Annotated in this window: 13 protein-coding genes; 4 read left to right on the top strand and 9 right to left on the bottom strand. The window is 72.3% G+C overall.

The window, feature by feature from the left end; genetic code table 11:
* The coding region (locus QC283_RS21300) for an alpha-hydroxy-acid oxidizing protein (RefSeq protein WP_279563191.1) at window positions 1-308 on the bottom strand (308 nt) is incomplete at its 3' end.
* Window positions 305-1891 carry an NAD(P)-binding domain-containing protein gene (locus QC283_RS21295; protein WP_279563190.1) on the bottom strand — a complete coding sequence of 529 codons (1587 nt, stop codon included), beginning with the start codon at window positions 1889-1891 and terminating at the stop codon, window positions 305-307. The genes QC283_RS21295 and QC283_RS21300, both read right to left, overlap by 4 nt.
* A 62-nt stretch (window positions 1892-1953) precedes the next feature.
* Between QC283_RS21295 and QC283_RS21290 the strand changes: the two genes are divergently transcribed.
* Window positions 1954-3513 carry an aromatic amino acid ammonia-lyase gene (locus tag QC283_RS21290; RefSeq protein WP_279563189.1) on the top strand — a complete coding sequence of 520 codons (1560 nt, stop codon included), beginning with the start codon at window positions 1954-1956 and terminating at the stop codon, window positions 3511-3513.
* Here the strand turns inward: QC283_RS21290 and QC283_RS21285 are convergent.
* From QC283_RS21285 to QC283_RS21260, 5 genes are all read right to left on the bottom strand, one after another.
* On the bottom strand, window positions 3494-4780 hold the full coding sequence (locus QC283_RS21285) for a sensor histidine kinase (RefSeq protein WP_279563188.1): 1287 nt from the start codon (window positions 4778-4780) through the stop codon (window positions 3494-3496). The genes QC283_RS21290 and QC283_RS21285 overlap by 20 nt on opposite strands.
* Entirely contained in the window at window positions 4777-5457 is a 681-nt protein-coding gene (locus QC283_RS21280) for a response regulator transcription factor (RefSeq protein ID WP_279563187.1), read from the bottom strand. Before QC283_RS21280 ends, QC283_RS21285 begins: the two co-directional genes overlap by 4 nt.
* Window positions 5458-5848: 391 nt before the next feature.
* Complete coding sequence (gene exaC / locus QC283_RS21270) at window positions 5849-7372, bottom strand: acetaldehyde dehydrogenase ExaC (RefSeq protein WP_279563186.1); 1524 nt, start codon at window positions 7370-7372, stop codon at window positions 5849-5851.
* 138 nt (window positions 7373-7510) lie between these two features.
* On the bottom strand, window positions 7511-8770 hold the full coding sequence (locus QC283_RS21265) for a helix-turn-helix domain-containing protein (RefSeq protein WP_279563185.1): 1260 nt from the start codon (window positions 8768-8770) through the stop codon (window positions 7511-7513).
* 120 nt (window positions 8771-8890) lie between these two features.
* Entirely contained in the window at window positions 8891-9496 is a 606-nt protein-coding gene (locus QC283_RS21260) for an N-acetylmuramoyl-L-alanine amidase (protein WP_279563184.1), read from the bottom strand.
* A 722-nt stretch (window positions 9497-10218) separates the two neighbouring features.
* On the opposite strand from QC283_RS21260, the gene rsgA reads away from it, so the two are divergent.
* Together rsgA and QC283_RS21250 are read left to right on the top strand one after the other, a co-directional pair.
* A complete protein-coding gene (gene rsgA, locus QC283_RS21255) occupies window positions 10219-11316 on the top strand; it encodes a ribosome small subunit-dependent GTPase A (protein WP_279563183.1) in 1098 nt (365 codons plus the stop codon).
* Window positions 11313-12614 carry a bifunctional class I SAM-dependent methyltransferase/N-acetyltransferase gene (locus QC283_RS21250; RefSeq protein WP_279563182.1) on the top strand — a complete coding sequence of 434 codons (1302 nt, stop codon included), beginning with the start codon at window positions 11313-11315 and terminating at the stop codon, window positions 12612-12614. The genes rsgA and QC283_RS21250 overlap by 4 nt, the downstream gene beginning before the upstream one ends.
* A gap of 413 nt (window positions 12615-13027) precedes the next feature.
* On the opposite strand, the gene QC283_RS21245 is transcribed toward QC283_RS21250, so the two are convergent.
* Window positions 13028-14236, bottom strand: a complete 1209-nt coding sequence (locus QC283_RS21245; RefSeq protein ID WP_279563181.1) for an ROK family transcriptional regulator — start codon at window positions 14234-14236, stop codon at window positions 13028-13030.
* A 352-nt stretch (window positions 14237-14588) separates the two neighbouring features.
* Window positions 14589-16034, bottom strand: a complete 1446-nt coding sequence (xylB, locus tag QC283_RS21240) for a xylulokinase (RefSeq protein ID WP_279563180.1) — start codon at window positions 16032-16034, stop codon at window positions 14589-14591.
* A 222-nt stretch (window positions 16035-16256) separates the two neighbouring features.
* Between xylB and xylA the strand changes: the two genes are divergently transcribed.
* Window positions 16257-17420 (top strand): xylose isomerase, encoded by a 1164-nt coding sequence (gene xylA, locus QC283_RS21235; protein WP_279563179.1) that lies wholly within the window; start codon window positions 16257-16259, stop codon window positions 17418-17420.
* The last annotated feature ends 312 nt before the right edge of the window (window positions 17421-17732 follow it).

Here is a 17732-nt window from a genome sequence, read left to right as displayed (position 1 = left end):
CCCGTCACCAGGACGGCGCCCTCGGCCGCGGCGGCCCGCGCCGTGGCCCGTTCGCCGTCCGGGTGAAGCAGCCGGTGGAACGCGGTGGGCGCGACCACCACCGGCGCCGCCCGCCGGGCGCCCGGCAGGTCGACGGCGGTGTCCCGTTCCGTGCCGCCGCGCAGTACGCGGGGCAGCAGCGCGTACCGGTCGAACGCCCGCTCGTTGGCGGCCACCGCGCGCTCCTCGCCCGCACCGCCCGCCACGTAGTCGTAGTGGACGGGGTCGAGCGCCGCGCGCGCCGCCTCGCGCAGTTCGCGGAGGGTCACGGTGCCACCGGGGCGACCGCGCCGCGGTGGGCGGTGAGGAACGCCCGCAGCGGGGCCCGGTGGAACTCCTCGCTGTCCCACTCGTTCTCCAGGTTCGACGCGAGGTGGTGCTCGGCGACGAACTCGCCCTGCCGGTACCAGCGCACGACCGGGTGGAGGTAGCGGCCGTCCACTCCGGAGACGTCGTACTGGGACCGGCGGCCGGCGGACACGTCGAAGGGGTCGACGAGGTCGTGGTCCTTGCCGTACTCCAGGGTGATCACCGCGTGTGCCTCGACGTCACCGAAGTCCCCGGCGCGCACGGCGTCCGGCACATGGGCGACGGGGACCTCCTCGGCGTAGCGCATCGTGCCGTCCGGGGCGAGCGTCAGGAGGTCGCCGAGGACGGCGAACTGCTGCCACAGGGCCGAGGACCGGTTGATCCGGGTGATCACGGCGTCCACGGCCCGCTCCGTGGCGTCTCCCAGCTCCGTCGCGGGCCACGGCTCCCGGTGGTGGCGCTGCCGCAGTCCCCGGTGCAGGGCCCGCACCATGTAGCGGAAGCCGTGGATGAAGCCGGTCGTGGCCTTTCTGAAGTCACGGCCCTGCATCAGCGTCCCGGCGAAGTACAGCCCGGGCACGTTGACCGACTCGCTCAGGGGCGTCAGCTCCGGGAAACGCCCGTCGACGATCAGGTCCGGGGTACACGTCTCGTCGAACAGCGAGACGTCGAAGCGGAACCCGGTGGCCACGATCACCCGGTCGTAGCGCAGGTCCTTGAGCACGTCCTCGTTGCGCTCGAAGGCCACCTGGACCCGGTAGCCGCCGTCAGCGGCCCGCCGGATGCCGAGCACCCGGCCGTCGAGGAGTGCGTTCTGGGACTTGAGCTGGTAGCTGTCCAGGAAGTTGTTGTAGACCGCGCGCAGGTGTCCCACGTAGTGCGTCCGCCAGGCCATGCGCAGCGAACCCGAGCCGACGACGTGGATGACCGCCGCGTTCTCCATCAGGTTCTCGGCGGTCTCGAACGCGGAGTTGCCCCGCCCGATGATCAGCACCCGCTGGTCGGTGTAGGCCGCCGGGTCGGTGTCGATCGTGTCGTACCGCTCGGCGAGTTCGGCACCCGGGATCGAGGGCAGGTTCGGCACCGGCATGCCGGTGGCGACCACCAGGTGCCGCGCCCGCCACGCCGTCCCGCCGGCGTCGGTGACGGTGAACCCCCCGGCGTCGCGGGTGACGTGCCGGACGGCGGTGTCGTAGCGCACCCGCACCCCGGTCCGGGCGGCGAAGTCCCCCAGGTAGCGCACCAGGTCGTCGGCGGGCGGGAAGTACCGGGGGCTGTACCGGGTGAACAGCAGCTCCGGGTCGTCGCTCAGCAGCGAGTTCCAGTCCATCCGCAGCCGCAGCTCCGGGTCGTCGTACCCGGTGTGCACCTTGTTGTTCGAGATCAGGTTGCGGTGCCGGGGGAAGCGCGTGAAGAACGCGCCCGGAACGCTGCCGCGCTCCAGGACGACGTAGTCCGCGCCGTCCCGCTCCAGGAAGGAGGCGAGTTGCAGGCCGGCCGGGCCCGCTCCGATGATGAGGTAGTCATGGCAGTCATGGCTCATGACACGGAAGGTAGCCACGGGATTTCAGAGCGCTCTGAAAACCCGGGCCTACGTTTCCCGGTGTGCTCACTCCAACGGACACCGTCCCGCTCACCGGCCCCCTGGACGTCGCCGCCCTGCGCCACGCGGCGTCCCCCCTCACCGTCACGGTGGACGAGGAGGCCCGCGCACGCGTCGAACGCGGTCGCCGTCTCTTCCACGCGCTGCGACACCCGCCGCACCCGCCGCACGCGCCTGGCGGCGCGGACCGCCGGATCTACGGAGCCGACACCGGCTTCGGTGCCCTCGTCGGCTACGCCGGCCGGGCCACCGACGCCGACCAGTGCGACAACACCCTGGCCCACCTCGGCGCCGGCCAGGGCCCGGACCTGCCACCCGAGATCGTCCGCGCCGCCCTGCTGCTGCGCACCCGCTCCCTCGCCCGGGGACTGTCCGGTGTGTCGCCCGAGGTGCTCGACCGGCTCGCGGCGATGTTCGCCACCACGTTCGCACCCGCCGTCCCCCGCTACGGCTCCGTCGGCGCGAGCGGCGACCTCATCCCCCTCGCCTACGCCACCCAGGCACTGCGCGGCCGCGGCCACGCCTACCTGGACGGCCGGCGCATGCCCGCCGGCGACGCGCTGACCGCCGCCGGGCTGCACCCCCTCGCCCTCGACGGACGCGACGCGCTCGCCCTGGTCAACGGCACCTCACTCACCACCGCGGCCACCGCGCTGGCCCTCGACGCCGTCCGCGCCGCCCACCGCTCGCTCACCGCGCTCACCTGCCTGCTGACCGACCTCCTCGGCTGCGACACCGGCTTCCTCGACGCCGACCTGCTCCGGGCCTACGGCCACCCCGGCGCCGTCGACGTGGGCAGCCGGATGCGGCGGACCCTGGAGGGCGGCACGCCCTCGGGCACGCGGCCACTGCAGGAGCCGTACAGCATCCGTTGTGCCCCGCAACTGCTCGGCGCCGCCGAGGACGCGCTCCGTTACGTCGACGGTGTCGTCGCCGCCGACCTCGGCGGGGTCAGCGACAATCCGCTGTTCTTTCCCGGAGCCGGACCCGGTTCATGGTCCGGCACCGACGACGTGGGGCAGGGAAAGGTCGTCCACGGTGGGAACTTCTTCGGGCAGCCCGCCGCGTTCGCCGCCGACCTGCTCGCCTCCGTCACCGCCCAGCTGGGCAATCTCGCCGAACGCCAACTCGACCTCCTGGTGGACCCGGCACGAAACGGCGGGCTGCCACCGATGCTGGCCACCACACCCGGAGCCCAGCACGGCCTGCAGGGCGTGCAGTTGGCCACCACCGCGTTCGTGGCGGAGATCCGCCGCGCCGCGACACCGGCCGGCATGCAGAGCCTGCCGACGAACCTGCACAACCAGGACGTCGTCCCGTTCGGCACGCAGGCGGCCCTGCGCGCCCACGACATGGCCCAACTGCTCGGCCTGCTGTGCGGGTCGCTCGCCCTCGGCCTGCGCCAGGCCGCCCACGTCGGTGCCCGCCACCCCGCCGCACCACGGTGCGGCGGACTCCTGGACGCCCTCGCCGATGCCATCCCACCGGTCGACCCGGACCGTCCGCTGGACGCGGACGTCCGAGCCGCCGCGCGCCTCCTGGTCAGGTACGACCGGCTTTGACCCGGCGTGCTCCGACGCGGGGCACTCTGCTCCGCGCTGGCCGGACGGCGGTGTCCGGAGCACCGTCCAGGGGGAGTCGGATGGTGAACCGGGCGCCGTGCCCGGGGCGTCCGGTCGCGACGACCGTCCCGCCGTGGTGGGTGACGACCTCCCGCAGCAGCGCGAGCCCCAGCCCGTACCGGCCGCCGCCCCCGCCCCGGTGGAACCGCTCGAAGAGCCGTTCCGCCTCGGCGGGGGCGAAGCCGGTCCCGGTGTTCGCGACGGTCAGCGTGACCGTGTCGCGGGCGCGTACCAGGGCGACCTCGATCCGTCCGCCCTTTGGGGTGTGGCCGACGGCGTTGGACAGCAACTCGCCGACGGCCCGGCGCAGCGCCGACTCGACACCATCGACGAACAGGGGGTACGGCGGACCGTCCACGACGACGGTGAGACGACCGTCGCGTACCCGGTCCGCCTCCTCCGCGACCACCGAACGGGCCAGCGCCACCAGATCGACCGGACGGTGCTCCGACGGCCGGGCCGGGCCCGCCGCGAGACTCGCGGACAGCAGCAGGTCGTCCAGCACCTCACCGAGCCGGCCGACCGAGCCGACCAGCCGGGTCAGCCCCTCGCGGTGCGGCGCGGGCATGCTCTGCGCCGCCGCCTGCCGGGCCAGCAGTTGCGCCCGCGTGTACACCTGGGTGACCGGGGTGCGCAGCTCGTGGCTGGCGTCGGTCACGAACCGGCGCTGCCGGGTGAGCGCCTCGGCCAGCGGGGACACGGCGAGCCGCCCGAGCACCACGCCGGTGGCGGCCGCGGCCAGCAGGCCCACCACCTCCGCGACGCCCAGCGCGAACCACAGATGCCGGCGGTCGGCCAACTGGAAGCGCATGTCGAACACCGCCTGCACGACCCTGCCGTCCGCCCTGACCTGGGTGCGCACCAGATACTGGGTGCCGTCGCGCCGCAGGGTGCGTTCCACGGCCTCGTGGGTCCGGTGTACCTGACGCATGTCGCCGCCCAACGGGAAGCCCGCCGGGGCGTTGGCCAGCGGGGTCGCGCCGCGTGCGAACAGCCAGGTGCACACCGGCGGACTGGACAGGTCGCCGCGGGCCGCGCCGAAGCGCAGCTCTCGCCACACCTGGTCGCTCTGGGCACGTGTCATGACCGTGTCGGCGATCCCGCCGACGACCGTCACCAGCAGGGTGATGATCGCGCCGGTCAGTACGCCGATGCGCAGCCGTGCCCGGCGGACCGCCCCCCGTTCCGTGGAAGCCGACGCTTTCACAGCGCCCCCAGCCGGTAGCCGAGACCGTGCACCGTGCGCACCACCTGCCGGCCCAGCTTGCGGCGCAGATAGTAGACGTAGGTGTCGACGATGGAGGACGCCGGCGCCTCCTGGAACACCAGCCGGCGCAGCTCCGCCCGGGTGTGGACGGTGTCGGGGCGCGAGGCGAGCACCCACAGCAGGGCGAACTCCCGCGCGGCGAGGGCGATCCGCTCGCCGTCGGCCGACTCGACCTCGCGCGGGCCGACGTGCAGACGCCCCGAGCCGATCCGCAGCACGTCCCCGCCCTCCAGCGAACGCCGGCACAGGGCCCGCAGGCGGGCCCCGAGTTCGTCCAGCTCGAACGGCTTCACCAGATAGTCGTCGGCTCCGGCGTCCAGGCCGTCGACCCGGTCGTGCACGGTGCCCATCGCTGTCAGCATCAGCGCCGGTGTGCGGACCGCGCGGGTCCGTAGCCTGCCCAGCAGGTCCAGGCCGTCCAGCACCGGCAGCCGCCGGTCGACGACGAACACGTCGTACTGCCGGGTGAGGCCGAGATGCAGGCCCCGCTGGCCGTCGGTCGCGACATCGACCGAGTAGCCCTCGTCCCGCAGGACCTCGGAGAGCATGCCGACCAGTTCCCGATCGTCCTCTATCAGCAGCAGCCGCCACGGATTCCGCGCGAGCTCCTGTGTCATGTCCGCTCCTATTCAGCCCCGCACCGGCCTCAACGTCCCCTCGCCACACGGAAGTTCCCGAAGCGGAGGAGAAGGAGAGCGCAGGAGCAGAGGGACCGAGGAGCGGCGGAGCGGGGGAGGACCGAGACCCTCCGTCGTCACCCCGTACATCTCGGCCAGGAGCGCGGACGTGAGCACCTCGGCGGGCGTGCCGCGGGCGGTGACCTCCCCGTGGTGCGGCACGTAGAGGCGGTCGCGGTAGCGCGCTGAAAGAGAGCTCGGCCTCGTCGCCCCGGAGCGGCAGCGGCTGATCGGCATCCACCTCAACAGCCCTCCCGCAACTGGCATGGATCGTGAAGGAGGTCCAGGAGTGTGGGAGTGGCACCAAGCCCACCAGTCGCCGACTTGAGTTCTAGAAGAACCCGAGCTTCTTAGGGCTGTAGGAACAGAGAATGTTCTTCGTCTGCTGGTAGTGCTCCAGCATCATCTTGTGGTTCTCCCGGCCGATCCCCGACTGCTTGTAGCCGCCGAAGGCGGCATGCGCCGGGTAGGCGTGATAGCAGTTCGTCCAGACCCGCCCCGCCTGGATGGCGCGGCCCGCGCGGTAGGCGGTGTTCATGTCGCGGGTCCACACACCGGCGCCGAGACCGTACAGGGTGTCGTTAGCCGTCTTGATCGCGTCGTCGAAGTCGTCGAAGGGCGTGACCGACACGACCGGGCCGAAGATCTCCTCCTGGAAGATCCGCATGCGGTTGTGGCCCTCGAAGATCGTCGGTTGGACGTAGTAGCCGCCCTTCAACTCGCCTTCATGCTCGACGCGTTCGCCGCCGGTGAGCACCTTGGCGCCCTCCTGCCGGCCGATGTCCAGGTAGGAGAGGATCTTCTCCAACTGGTCGTTGGACGCCTGCGCGCCGATCATCGTGTCGGTGTCGAGGGGGTGACCCGGCTTGATCAGCTCGGTGCGGGCGACGGCGGCCTCCATGAACTCGGCGTACGTGCCGCGCTGGACCAGAGCCCGGGACGGGCAGGTGCACACCTCGCCCTGGTTGAGCGCGAACATCGTGAAGCCCTCGAGTGCCTTGTCGCGGAAGTCGTCGTCCTGCGCCCAGACATCGTCGAAGAAGATGTTCGGTGACTTGCCTCCCAGCTCCAGCGTGACCGGCTTGATGTTCTCCGAGGCGTACTGCATGATCAGCCGCCCGGTCGTGGTCTCCCCGGTGAACGCGATCTTCGCCACCCGCGGGCTGGAGGCGAGCGGTTTGCCCGCCTCCGCGCCGAAGCCGTTGACGACGTTCAGGACGCCGGGCGGCAGCAGGTCCGCGACCAGACTCAGCCAGTAGTGGATCGAGGCCGGGGTCTGCTCGGCGGGCTTCAGGACCACGGCGTTGCCGGCGGCGAGAGCCGGGGCCAGCTTCCAGGTGGCCATCAGGATCGGGAAGTTCCACGGGATGATCTGCGCGACCACGCCCAGCGGTTCGTGGAAGTGGTACGCGACGGTGTCGTCGTCGAGCTCGCCGAGTGAGCCCTCCTGAGCGCGGATCGCGCCCGCGAAGTAGCGGAAATGGTCGATGGCGAGCGGGATGTCGGCCGCCAGCGTTTCCCGCACCGGCTTACCGTTCTCCCAGCTTTCGGCGACCGCCAGTCGCTCCAGGTTGGCCTCCATGCGCTCGGCGATCTTCAGCAGGATGCCGGAACGCTCGGTCACCGATGTGCGGCCCCAGCCCGGGGCGGCCTCGTGCGCCGCGTCGAGCGCCCGCTCGACATCCTCCGCCGTACCGCGCGCGACCTCCGTGAACGGCTGACCGTTCACCGGTGACGGGTTCTCGAAGTACTGCCCGCGCGCCGGCCGCACGTACTCGCCACCGATGAAGTGGTCGTAGCGCGACTGGTAGGAGACGATCGCGCCCTCGGAGCCGGGCGCCGCGTAACGGGTCATCCTGTCTGCCTCCCTCGTCGAGGCCGCCCGCCGTTGGACAGCCCTGAGCGCCAGGCTAGGGAGCGGGACGTTGCAGTGACGTTGCACGTGCGGCGGTCACCGACCGCCAGGCCGGGGCCGGTCCGCGCCGATGGGCAGTCACCAGGCGCTCTGCGCCGTCAGCTCGGACTCCAGCGCGGCGAGCCGGGACCGGACCGCCGGTGTGGGCCGGGTCGCGGCCAGCGCCCGCCACACGTCGAGGTCGTCCTCGCCCCACGGCGCGTGCGCCCAGTCGGCCAGCAGGTCGGGATCCCGGCAGTCGATCAGTGCGGCGCGCAGTCCGTCGGCGAGCCGCCGCCGGAGCCGTACCACTGCCGGAGCCCGTGAGCCGGGCAGCAGCGGACCGGGGTAGGCCGCCGCGGCCCCCGTCACCGCACCGGCCCGCAGACGACGCTCCACGACGGCGGCGTCCGACTCGACGGGCATCGCGAGCCGGTACGGTCGGGACGCCAGCCGGCCGGGCCCCAGGATCCCGCGCAGTCGCGCCAGTTCGGCACGCAGGGTCACGGACGGCACCGCCTCGTCCTCGTACAGCGCGCACAGCAACTCTTCGCCGGTCAGGCCCTCCGGGTGGTGGGCCAGCAGTACGACGATCTCGCTGTGCCGTCGGCTCAGCCGGACTCGGCGGCCGTCCGCGCTCAGCAGCGCCTCGTCACGGCCCAGCGCGGTCAGCTCGGCCGCCTCGGCCGGGGAGCGCTGCGGGGTGAACAGTGCCAGTTGCGACTCGGCGGCGCGCGCGACCGCCTGGACGAAGCCCAGACTGTGCGGATGCGCCAGACGATCCCCGCCGGTGATGTCCACGGCACCGAGCACCCGACCGGTGCGGGGGTCGTGCACCGGAGCCGCCGCGCACGTCCACGGCTGGACCCGTCGTATGAAGTGCTCGGCCGCGAAGACCTGGACCGGCCGTCCCACGGCCACCGCCGTGCCCGGCGCGTTCGTCCCGACCGCGGACTCCGCCCACCGGGCACCCGGCACGAAGTTCATCCGCCCCGCCCGGCGCCGGGTGGCCGGATGCCCCTCTACCCAGAGCAGTCTGCCGTGCGCGTCGCACACCGCGAGCAGGTGCTCGCCGTCCGCGGCGAACGTACCCAGGAGCTCGCGGACCAGGGGCATCACCCGTGCCAGCGGATGCTCGGCCCGGTAGGCGCCGAGGTCACCGTCCATGAGCTCCACGCTCGCGGTGCCGTCCGGGCCGACGCCTGCCCGGACCGAGCGCCGCCAGGAATCCGCCACCACGGCACGCACGGGGCGCGGTACCGTTCCCGCCTCGGTGAACGTCTCGTGTGCGCGCCGCAGCGTCCGCGCGCGTTCGACGGGGTCGGCCCCCGGTTCCAGAGCCAGCCATGAATCAGTCAACTCGGCCTCCCCGGACGGTGCTGCTGTCGGTGGTGCGAGGGGGACATCGTCACTCCGCGGACAGGCGCGGACAACCTCTTCGACCAGCCGGATCTCCCGAGACGCGGGGCACGGCGACGGTCAGGCGAAGTTGACCATTCTGATGTAGCGGGTCCAGTCCCACAGGGGCCCCGGATCCGTGTGGTCGCTGCCCGGTACCTCGTGGTGGGCGATGATGTGTGCGCGGTCCTTGGGGATGCCGTACGTGGCGCAGATCGCCGCGGTGAGCCGGGCCGACTGCTCGTACAGGGCGTTGGTGAAGTATTCGGGCCGGTCCACCCAGCCCTCGTGTTCGATCCCGATGCTGCGGGTGTTGTAGTCCCAGTTCCCGGCGTGCCAGGCGATGTCCGCCTCACGGACACACTGCGCCACGTGCCCGTCGGAGGACCGGACGACATAGTGCGCGGACACCTGCTTCTCCGGGTTGCGGAAGATGGAGAGCGTGTCGGCGTACGTCTCCTGCGTGACGTGGACGACCACGCGGTCGACGGGATAGGCCGTGGGGCGGTTCGACCGGCTGTAGTTGGACGTGGTCGCCGGCTGCCACTCGGCGGAGGGGTAGTCGACGGCCCGGGGTCGTGCTGTGGCCCGTGTGCCGGAGAACAGGGCGTACGGGACGGTGGCGAGCGCGGCGCCCTTCAGGAGCCGTCGCCTGGTCGGAGCCGGTGCTGTCCTTTCCCTTTCCATGGGACTGCCCTTTCGTCGGTGGGACCCCTCGGGCCCCTTGTGTGGGGGTGCTCAGCTGTGCGCGTGGCTGAGAAGGAGAACGCTGAGGCGGACGTTCGCCGGCTGTCGGGCGAGGGGTGTCCGCGCGAATCACCGTACGGCGAACGGGGATTGCGCAGAAGGGCGCCGCGCCGTTCCGTGGACAGCCCCCGCCTTGTGGACACCGCGCTCACTCGATCGGGTGACGAGGGTGTGGACCTGGGGCAGCCGAGGCGTCTCCTGGCGGGTGCGGTCGGCCCTGTTCTCGTAACTGATCGCAGATCGCAATGCGCAGGGCGCCGGCCGGGACGACGACGCTGGACGGGTGGACGCTCCACCGGGCTCCGTCACAGCGTCCTGACGCACGACGCAGAGGGCGGAACCTCCACCCCGATGTTCTGTCCCGCTCCCGCCAGGCCGGACCTGAGCCCCCGTGTACCGACGCCCTCCGCCCCGGTGTTGTCCGGCGCCGGGGCATGGACGTGTTAGCGTTAGTGGAGCAGGGACAATCGGGTCAGCTGCGGGACCAGAAGGGGGAGGTGAGTTGATGTCTGCCGTGAAGGCCGCTGCCGTGTGCAGCGCACGCCGGACCATCCTCACGTCCCGGGCCTCGGTCTGACCTGACGTTCACCCCCGCCCAAGCCCGATGGCTCACGGGGGAGGAGCTTCGCGCTCATCGGGGTCCCTGTTCAAGGGTCTCTACGTTGTCTCAATCTACTTTCCGCCATGCTCAGCCGTACTCCCTCGCGGACTACGGCTGGGACGAGGCGTGCGAGCACGCCTTCGCGCCCCATCGCGATGCCGGCCTGATCCCGGCCCGTATCGTGCGAGCCGAACGCGGCTCGTGTGAAGCAGTCACCGACGCCGGAATCCTCCGTGCGGAGATCACCAGTGCCGCCGATCAGAAGAATCCGCTGTCGCCGCCATGCACGGGCGACTGGGCCGCCCTGCGTCCTGCCACCACGAATCACGGACCAGTGCTGCACGCGATACTGGAGCGACGCACCGCCCTGGTGCGATCCACCGCTTCGCGTACTTCCCGCGGTCAGGTCCTGGCCGCCAACGTCGACACGGTCGTGGTGACGGTGTCGCTGGGTACCCCGCTGAAGCACGGCAGGACCGAACGCATGCTCGCCCTGGCCTGGGAGAGCGGCGCCCAGCCGGTCGTGGTGCTCACCAAGGCCGACCAGTGTGCCGACGCGCAACTGGCCGCAGCCGAGGTGTCCGAGGTGGCACCAGGCACAGATGTGCTGGTCACCAGTGCCGTGACCGGGCTGGGCCTGGACACCCTGACGGCCGTCCTGAACGGCACCATCGTGCTGTTGGGCCCCTCCGGCGCGGGTAAGTCCACTTTGGGTAACCAACTGCTGGGCGAGGACCGGCTGGCGACCGCCGCCGTGCGCGACGTGGACGGCAAGGGGCGGCACACCACCGCATGGCGGGAGCTGACTCCGCTGCCCGGCGGCGGGGTCCTGCTGGACACACCCGGTCTGCGCGCGATCGGCCTGCACGACGCCCAGGAAGGGCTGGAGCAGACCTTCGCCGAGATCGAACACCTCGCACAGGGCTGCCGGTTCACGGACTGCGCACATGTGAGCGAACCCGGCTGCGCGGTGCTGGCTGCCGTCGAGGCAGGCGAGGTTCCCCAGCGCCGTCTGGACAGCTACCGCCAACTGCTGAGGGAGAACGCCTACGCGGCCTCCCGCACCGACGCTCGGCTGCGCACCGACCGAGAGGCCGTCAAAAGGGACATCACGCGGCACCTGCGCGCCACCTACCAGTTCCGGGAGCGCCAGCTGTGAACGACACCGACACACCCGACCCCGCTCCTGGCACCGACCCGGTGACGGAGGCGTTCTTCGCCCTGCACCACGATCTGCCCCGGCAGGGCCCCGGCTCGGACGCCACCACTCGGCGCCTGCTGGAGACGGCCGGGCCATTGCCCGAGTGCCCGCGGGTGCTGGACGCGGGCTGCGGCCCCGGCCGCTCCACCCTGCTGCTGGCGGAGGAAGCCGGTGCGCACGTGACCGCGGTCGACCTGCACCAGCCCTTCCTGGACGGCCTCGCCGCCGAGGCGGCCCGCCGGGGCCTGGGCGACCAGGTCACGGTCGTCAACTGCTCGATGGACCGGCTGCCCGTCCCCGATCACAGCTTCGACGTGATCTGGGCCGAGGGGTCCGTATACACCATCGGCTTCGACGTCGCCCTGCGCGCCTGGCGTCGCCTGCTCGCCCCGGGCGGCGTCCTCGTCGTCACCGAAATCGAATGGGCCGTGCCCAACCCCGCTGGCCCGGTGCGCGCCTACTGGGACGCGGCCTACCCACCGCGCACCCGCACCGCGAACACCGACGCCGCGCGGGCCGCCGGCTATCGCCTCCGCGCGCACTGGCCGCTGCCGGAAAGCGACTGGTGGGACGAGTACTACACGCCACTCTCCCAGCGCATGGACCGAGCGGATCCGCAGCAGCCCGGCATGCCGCAGGCCCTGGCCGCACACCGGACAGAGATCGACATGCGGCGCGAACACGGCAGCGACTACGACTACGCCGCCTACATCCTCCGCCCCCACGACACCACTGAGAACGGAACCATGACCACCTGGACCGCACGTCCCGAAACCGCCGACGACATCCCCGCCGTCCGTGACATCCTCCTCGCGGCCTTCCCCACCGCCCTGGAGGCCGACATCGTCGACGCCCTGCGCGCTGACCCGAAGGCGTGGATCGACGGACTGTCGATGGTCGCCGCGGCCCCCGACAGCACCCCGGTCGGGTACGCGCTGCTCACCCGCTGCCACGTCGACGGTCAACCCGCCCTCGCCCTGGCGCCGTGCGCGGTACTGCCGTCGGCCCAGCGCACCGGTGCCGGCTCCGCGGCCATCCGCGCCGCCCTGGCCGCCGCCCGGGCCACGGGAGAGAACCTCGTCGTCGTCCTGGGGCACGCCGACTACTACCCTCGGTTCGGCTTCACGCCGGCTTCCCGCTTCGGCATCCGAGCCCCCTTCGACGTACCTGACGAGGCCATGATGGCCATGGCTCTGGACGACACTCGCCCGGTCCCGACGGGCACCATCCAGTACCCCGCCGCGTTCGGCGTCTGACCGCTCCTGTGGCGCCCCGGGGCCTGTTCCCTGGGGCGCCACAGCCTTTTCCAGTCCGCGCATCGCCGGATGGCCCGGGAGGAAGCGACGGCTGTCGGACGGCGCCTTGCTCCGCCTTCCTTCCGCACCCGCTTCATACCGTCTTCGAGCAGGGTCCCGACCTCGATCAGGTCCTCCGGCTCCCAGTCCTGGCACACCCGCGCTCCTCCGCCCCGCCGAGATCACTCGTTCAGCTCAACGGAAAGTCCAGCGAGGGGAAACGACGATCGCAGGAGTCACGCAGCGCTACATGTCCGTTCGCCGTAGCTTTACGAGACCAGGGCCGTATCCGACACGGGGACGGCTTCGGATTTGCTCCGTGTCCGACACAGGGTCGGATCCGGGCTCGCTCCGTAACCGTCACCCGACCGGGTTCAAGCCCGCTCCGCCACCATCGCAGGGTCGTCCAGGACGGCCCGTACGACCGAGTGCGCGGCGCCGAGCAGGGGCCCTTCGGAGCCCAGCTCCGACACGGCGACCGGGCAGGCCGGACCCGCCGTGCGCCGGGCCAGTTCGGCCCGCAGCGAAGGCAGCAGCCACGGTGCGAGTCCGGCCAGTGCTCCGCCCAGCACCACGCTCTCGGGGTCGAGCAGGTTGACGGCCCCGGTCAGCGCGATGCCGAGCGCCGTGCCCGCCTCCCGCAGCGCACGCCGCACGGCCTCGTCGCCCTCCGCGGCACGCCCGGCGAGCAGGCCGACACGACCCTCGCCCGCCTCCACGCCGGCCGCGCGCAGCACCGCCTTCTCACCGGCGTACTGCTCCAGGCACCCTCGCCCGCCGCACGCGCACTCCGGTCCGTCGGGGCTGACCGGCACGTGACCCAACTCGCCGGCGAACCCCCGGGTACCGCGCAGCAGCCGTCCGTCGACGACCACGGCCGCGCCGATACCGATCTCGGCAGAGACATGCAGGAAGTCCCGGGGAGTGCCGTCACCGAGCCAGAGCTCGGCGAGCGCGCCGAAGTTGGCCTCGTTGTCCACGGTCAGCGGCAGGTCCGAGGGCAGCCGCGCGCCCAGATCCGCGTCGTGCCAGTCCAGGTTCGGAGCGCGCACCACGGTACGGGCGTCCCGCGCCACGAGACCCGGAACGGCGACCGCGAGCCCGGCCGGCCACAGCCCCTCGGCCTCCGCCTCCGAGACGACCTGCCGCACCAGACCGGTGAGCTGCTCGGTCACGGGCTCGAGTGAGCGGCCCCGGTTGCTGCCGTACCGCACGACACGCGACCGCAGCCGGCCACGCAGGTCGACCGCGCAGACCGCGAGGTGGTCGACGCCGACCTCCGCCCCGATGCCGGCGGGGCCCTGCGCGCTGACGGCGAGCGCCGACCCGGGCCGCCCCACCCGGCCGGGACGTTCGGGTCCCAGCTCGTCCAGCAGCCCCGAGCGGATGAGTTCGTCCACGAGGGTCGACACCGCCGCACGCGTCAGCCCGATCCGTGAGGCGACGGCTGCCCGGGACAGCGGCCCCTCGGCGCTGACGGTGTGCATCACCCGGGCGAGATTACGGCGGCGCATGCCCTGCTGGGTGTCCGGCAGCGCGCGTCCGGGGCGGGCCGGGTGTGCTTCGTGCGGCGGTGCGGTCATGCCTCCGTCAGTCCTTGGTCGGTCTTCGGTCGGTCCGTTCCTCGGCCACGTACCCCCTCGGCGCGGGCCGCCGGACGTCCGCGTCGTCTTCGACGGCGCCCGGCGGGCGGCGACCGAGGGCGCCGTCAGGGAGACAGCCGGGGACGTCCGGTGACGCACTCCGCCGGTGAGCGCGGCCGTGATCCACGGTTCCACCCTCCGACCGGTCGCGGTCCACGCTCCCACCCTCCTCCGACAGTGCGTATCGGTCGCCGTTCACACCGACGTGCCGCCGACGACGCCTCGGTGGCGCGTCCCGGCGGAACAGCCCGTGCAGGTGCCCGCCGGTGGCGTGGCCCGTGTGAGCACGTCCTCAGCGGGAGTCCGCGTTCGGTTCCAGCAGCGGTGCCGCGTCGGAGAGTACCCCGGTGATCCTGGTCAGTGTCGCCTCGTCCCGCTCCACGGCGTCGAGTACCGGTCCGGCGGCCGTGTTCCAGCGCCGGGCGACCGCCGCCGCGTCCTCGCCGGTCAGCAGGCCGGCCGCCTGCGCCGCGGCGCCGAGGGCGACCAGTTCCCTGGCCTCGGGGGTCTGGACAGGGCGCCCCGACAGTCGTCGTACGGTCTGCTGCCAGGCGGCCCCGCGGGCGCCGCCGCCGATCAGCAGCAGCGGTGCGGACGGGTCCGCATCGTCGTCGAGGACCAGGTCGAGGGCGCCGAGCAGCGAGTGGACGGCGCCGTCGTACGCGGCCTGGAGCAGCTGGCCCGCGGTCGTGTCGTGGCGCAGGCCGTGCAGGAGGCCGGAGGAGTGCGGCAGGTTCGGTGTGCGTTCGCCGTCCAGGTAGGGCAGGAGCGTGACGTCGGTGCCCGGCTCGACGGCTTCCCGGTCCAGGCCCAGCAGGGCCGCGACGCGGTCGACGGCGAGCGTGCAGTTGAGGGTGCAGGCCAGCGGCAGCCAGTCGCCGCGAGCGTCGGCGAAGCCCGCCACGGTGCCGGTCGGATCGGCGGCGCGGCGTCGCGACACGGCGTACACGGTGCCGGACGTGCCGAGGCTCATCACCGGCATGCCGGGGCGCAGCCCGAGACCCAGCGCGGCGGCCGCGTTGTCACCGGTGCCGGCGGCGACCAGGGTGCCCTTGGCGAACGGCAGGCCGTGGCCGTCGCGCACGGTGCCGGCCACCTCCCCGGGCCGGACCACGCGGGGCAGCAACGCGGGATCGAGTCCCACGCGCGCGAGGGTCTCCTCGTCGTACGATTCCGTGCCGGACGCCCACCAGCCGGTGCCGGACGCGTCGCCGCGGTCGGTGGTCCCCTCGCCGGTGAGGCGCTCGGTGAGGTAGTCGTGGGGGAGCCGTACGGCCTTCGCCGCGCGAGCCGCCTCCGGCTCGTGCTCGGTCAGCCAGGCCCACTTGGTGACCGTGAACGAGGCGCTGGGCACGCTGCCCGTGCGCTCGGCCCAGGCCTTGGGGCCGCCCAGTTCCTCGACCAGGCGGCGGGCCTGCGGGGCCGAGCGCACGTCGTTCCACAGCAGGGCCGGGCGCACCGGGTCGCCGTGGGCGTCCAGTGTGACGAGTCCGTGCTGCTGCCCGCCGATCGACACCGCGGCGGCCTCGCGCGCGGCGTCACCGCACTGGTGCAGGGCCTCGCACAGGGCTTCCCACCACTGGCGCGGATCGCTCTCGCGGCCTGCTCCGGTGGACACGGTGTGGGGCGCCTGACCGCTCGCCACGACCCTGCCGGTGGCCGCGTCGACGACCAGCGCCTTGGTGGACTGGGTGGACGTGTCCACGCCGACGACGAGCGGACCCTCGGCTGCTGACATCGGGTTTCTCCCTCTTCCGCGGCTCTGCGGGATCTGACTGAACTGTCTGGACGGACCTGCGCTGAGCAGGGGTTTCGCGGTTCTTCTGGTCCTCGCGACCCGGATGTCACTCCTTCGGGGACACCTTGTGCCTTCCCAGGACCGTGTGTGCATACTAATTTGTAAAGCGCCATGACGAAATAGTCGGCGGCAAGTGATCGGCAGCGAGCGAGGAGCCACGGAATGAACTACCAGCCCACTCCCGAGGACAGGTTCACGTTCGGTTTGTGGACGGTCGGCTGGCAGGGCCGGGATCCCTTCGGTGATGCCACCCGGCGCGCGCTGGACCCGGCGGAGTCGGTGCGGCGTCTGGCCGAGCTGGGTGCGTACGGGGTCACGTTCCACGACGACGACCTGATCCCGTTCGGCTCGAGCGACACCGAGCGCGAGGAGCACGTCAAGCGTTTCCGGCAGGCGTTGGACGCGACGGGCATGAAGGTGCCGATGGCGACGACGAACCTGTTCACGCACCCGGTGTTCAAGGACGGCGCGTTCACCGCCAACGACCGCGACGTGCGCCGGTACGCGCTGCGCAAGACGATCCGCAACATCGATCTCGCGGTGGAACTGGGCGCGAGTGTGTACGTCGCCTGGGGCGGCCGGGAGGGCGCGGAGTCCGGTGCGGCCAAGGACGTGCGGGACGCGCTGGACCGGATGAAGGAGGCCTTCGACCTGCTGGGCGAGTACGTCACCGAGCAGGGCTACGACCTGAAGTTCGCGATCGAGCCCAAGCCGAACGAGCCCCGCGGTGACATCCTGCTGCCGACGGTGGGCCACGCGCTGGCGTTCATCGAGCGGCTGGAGCGTCCGGAGCTGTACGGCGTGAACCCCGAGGTCGGCCACGAGCAGATGGCGGGGCTGAACTTCCCCCACGGCATCGCGCAGGCGCTGTGGGCGGGCAAGCTGTTCCACATCGACCTCAACGGCCAGTCGGGCATCAAGTACGACCAGGACCTGCGGTTCGGCGCGGGCGATCTGCGGGCGGCGTTCTGGCTCGTCGACCTGCTGGAGAGGGCCGGGTACGCGGGACCGCGCCACTTCGACTTCAAGCCGCCGCGGACCGAGGACCTCGACGGAGTGTGGGCGTCGGCGGCGGGCTGCATGCGCAACTACCTGATGCTCAAGGACCGGGCGGCGGCCTTCCGTGCCGACCCGCGGGTGCAGGAGGCCCTCGCGGCGTCCCGGCTGGACGAACTGGCGCGTCCGACCGCCGAGGACGGTCTCGCGGCTCTGCTGGCCGACCCGACCGCCTTCGACGCCTTCGACGTGGACGCGGCCGCCGCCCGCGGCATGGGCTTCGAGCACCTCGACCAGCTCGCCATGGACCACCTCCTCGGCGCCCGCTGAGCGGTACGGCCTCTGTGGGAAGGCTCCGGCCCCCTCCGGTTCACGGACGGGGCCGGAGCCCGTACGCACGTCGCCGCCCGCCCGGCAGCGGTGACGACTACCGGGCGGGCGACGCACGGCGACCGAGGGGTGGCTGCGGCACGGGACCGGACTGCCGGAAGCGTCCGCGCCGCCCCCGCCCCCCGACCGAGCCGGCACGGGGCGTCAGCCGCCTCCGGTCGTTCAGGTAGACGCCTGGGCGTCGTTCGCGACATGGCTGGTAGTGCTTCGCCCGGCCACGCATCTCACGGATGCCGGGACGGCCCGGCATCC

This window comes from Streptomyces sp. DH41 (genome assembly GCF_029813785.1).
Classification (GTDB): Bacteria; Actinomycetota; Actinomycetes; order Streptomycetales; family Streptomycetaceae; genus Streptomyces.
Note: the sequence above shows the minus strand (reverse complement) of the source record. Positions and strands in the feature narration are given on the sequence as shown.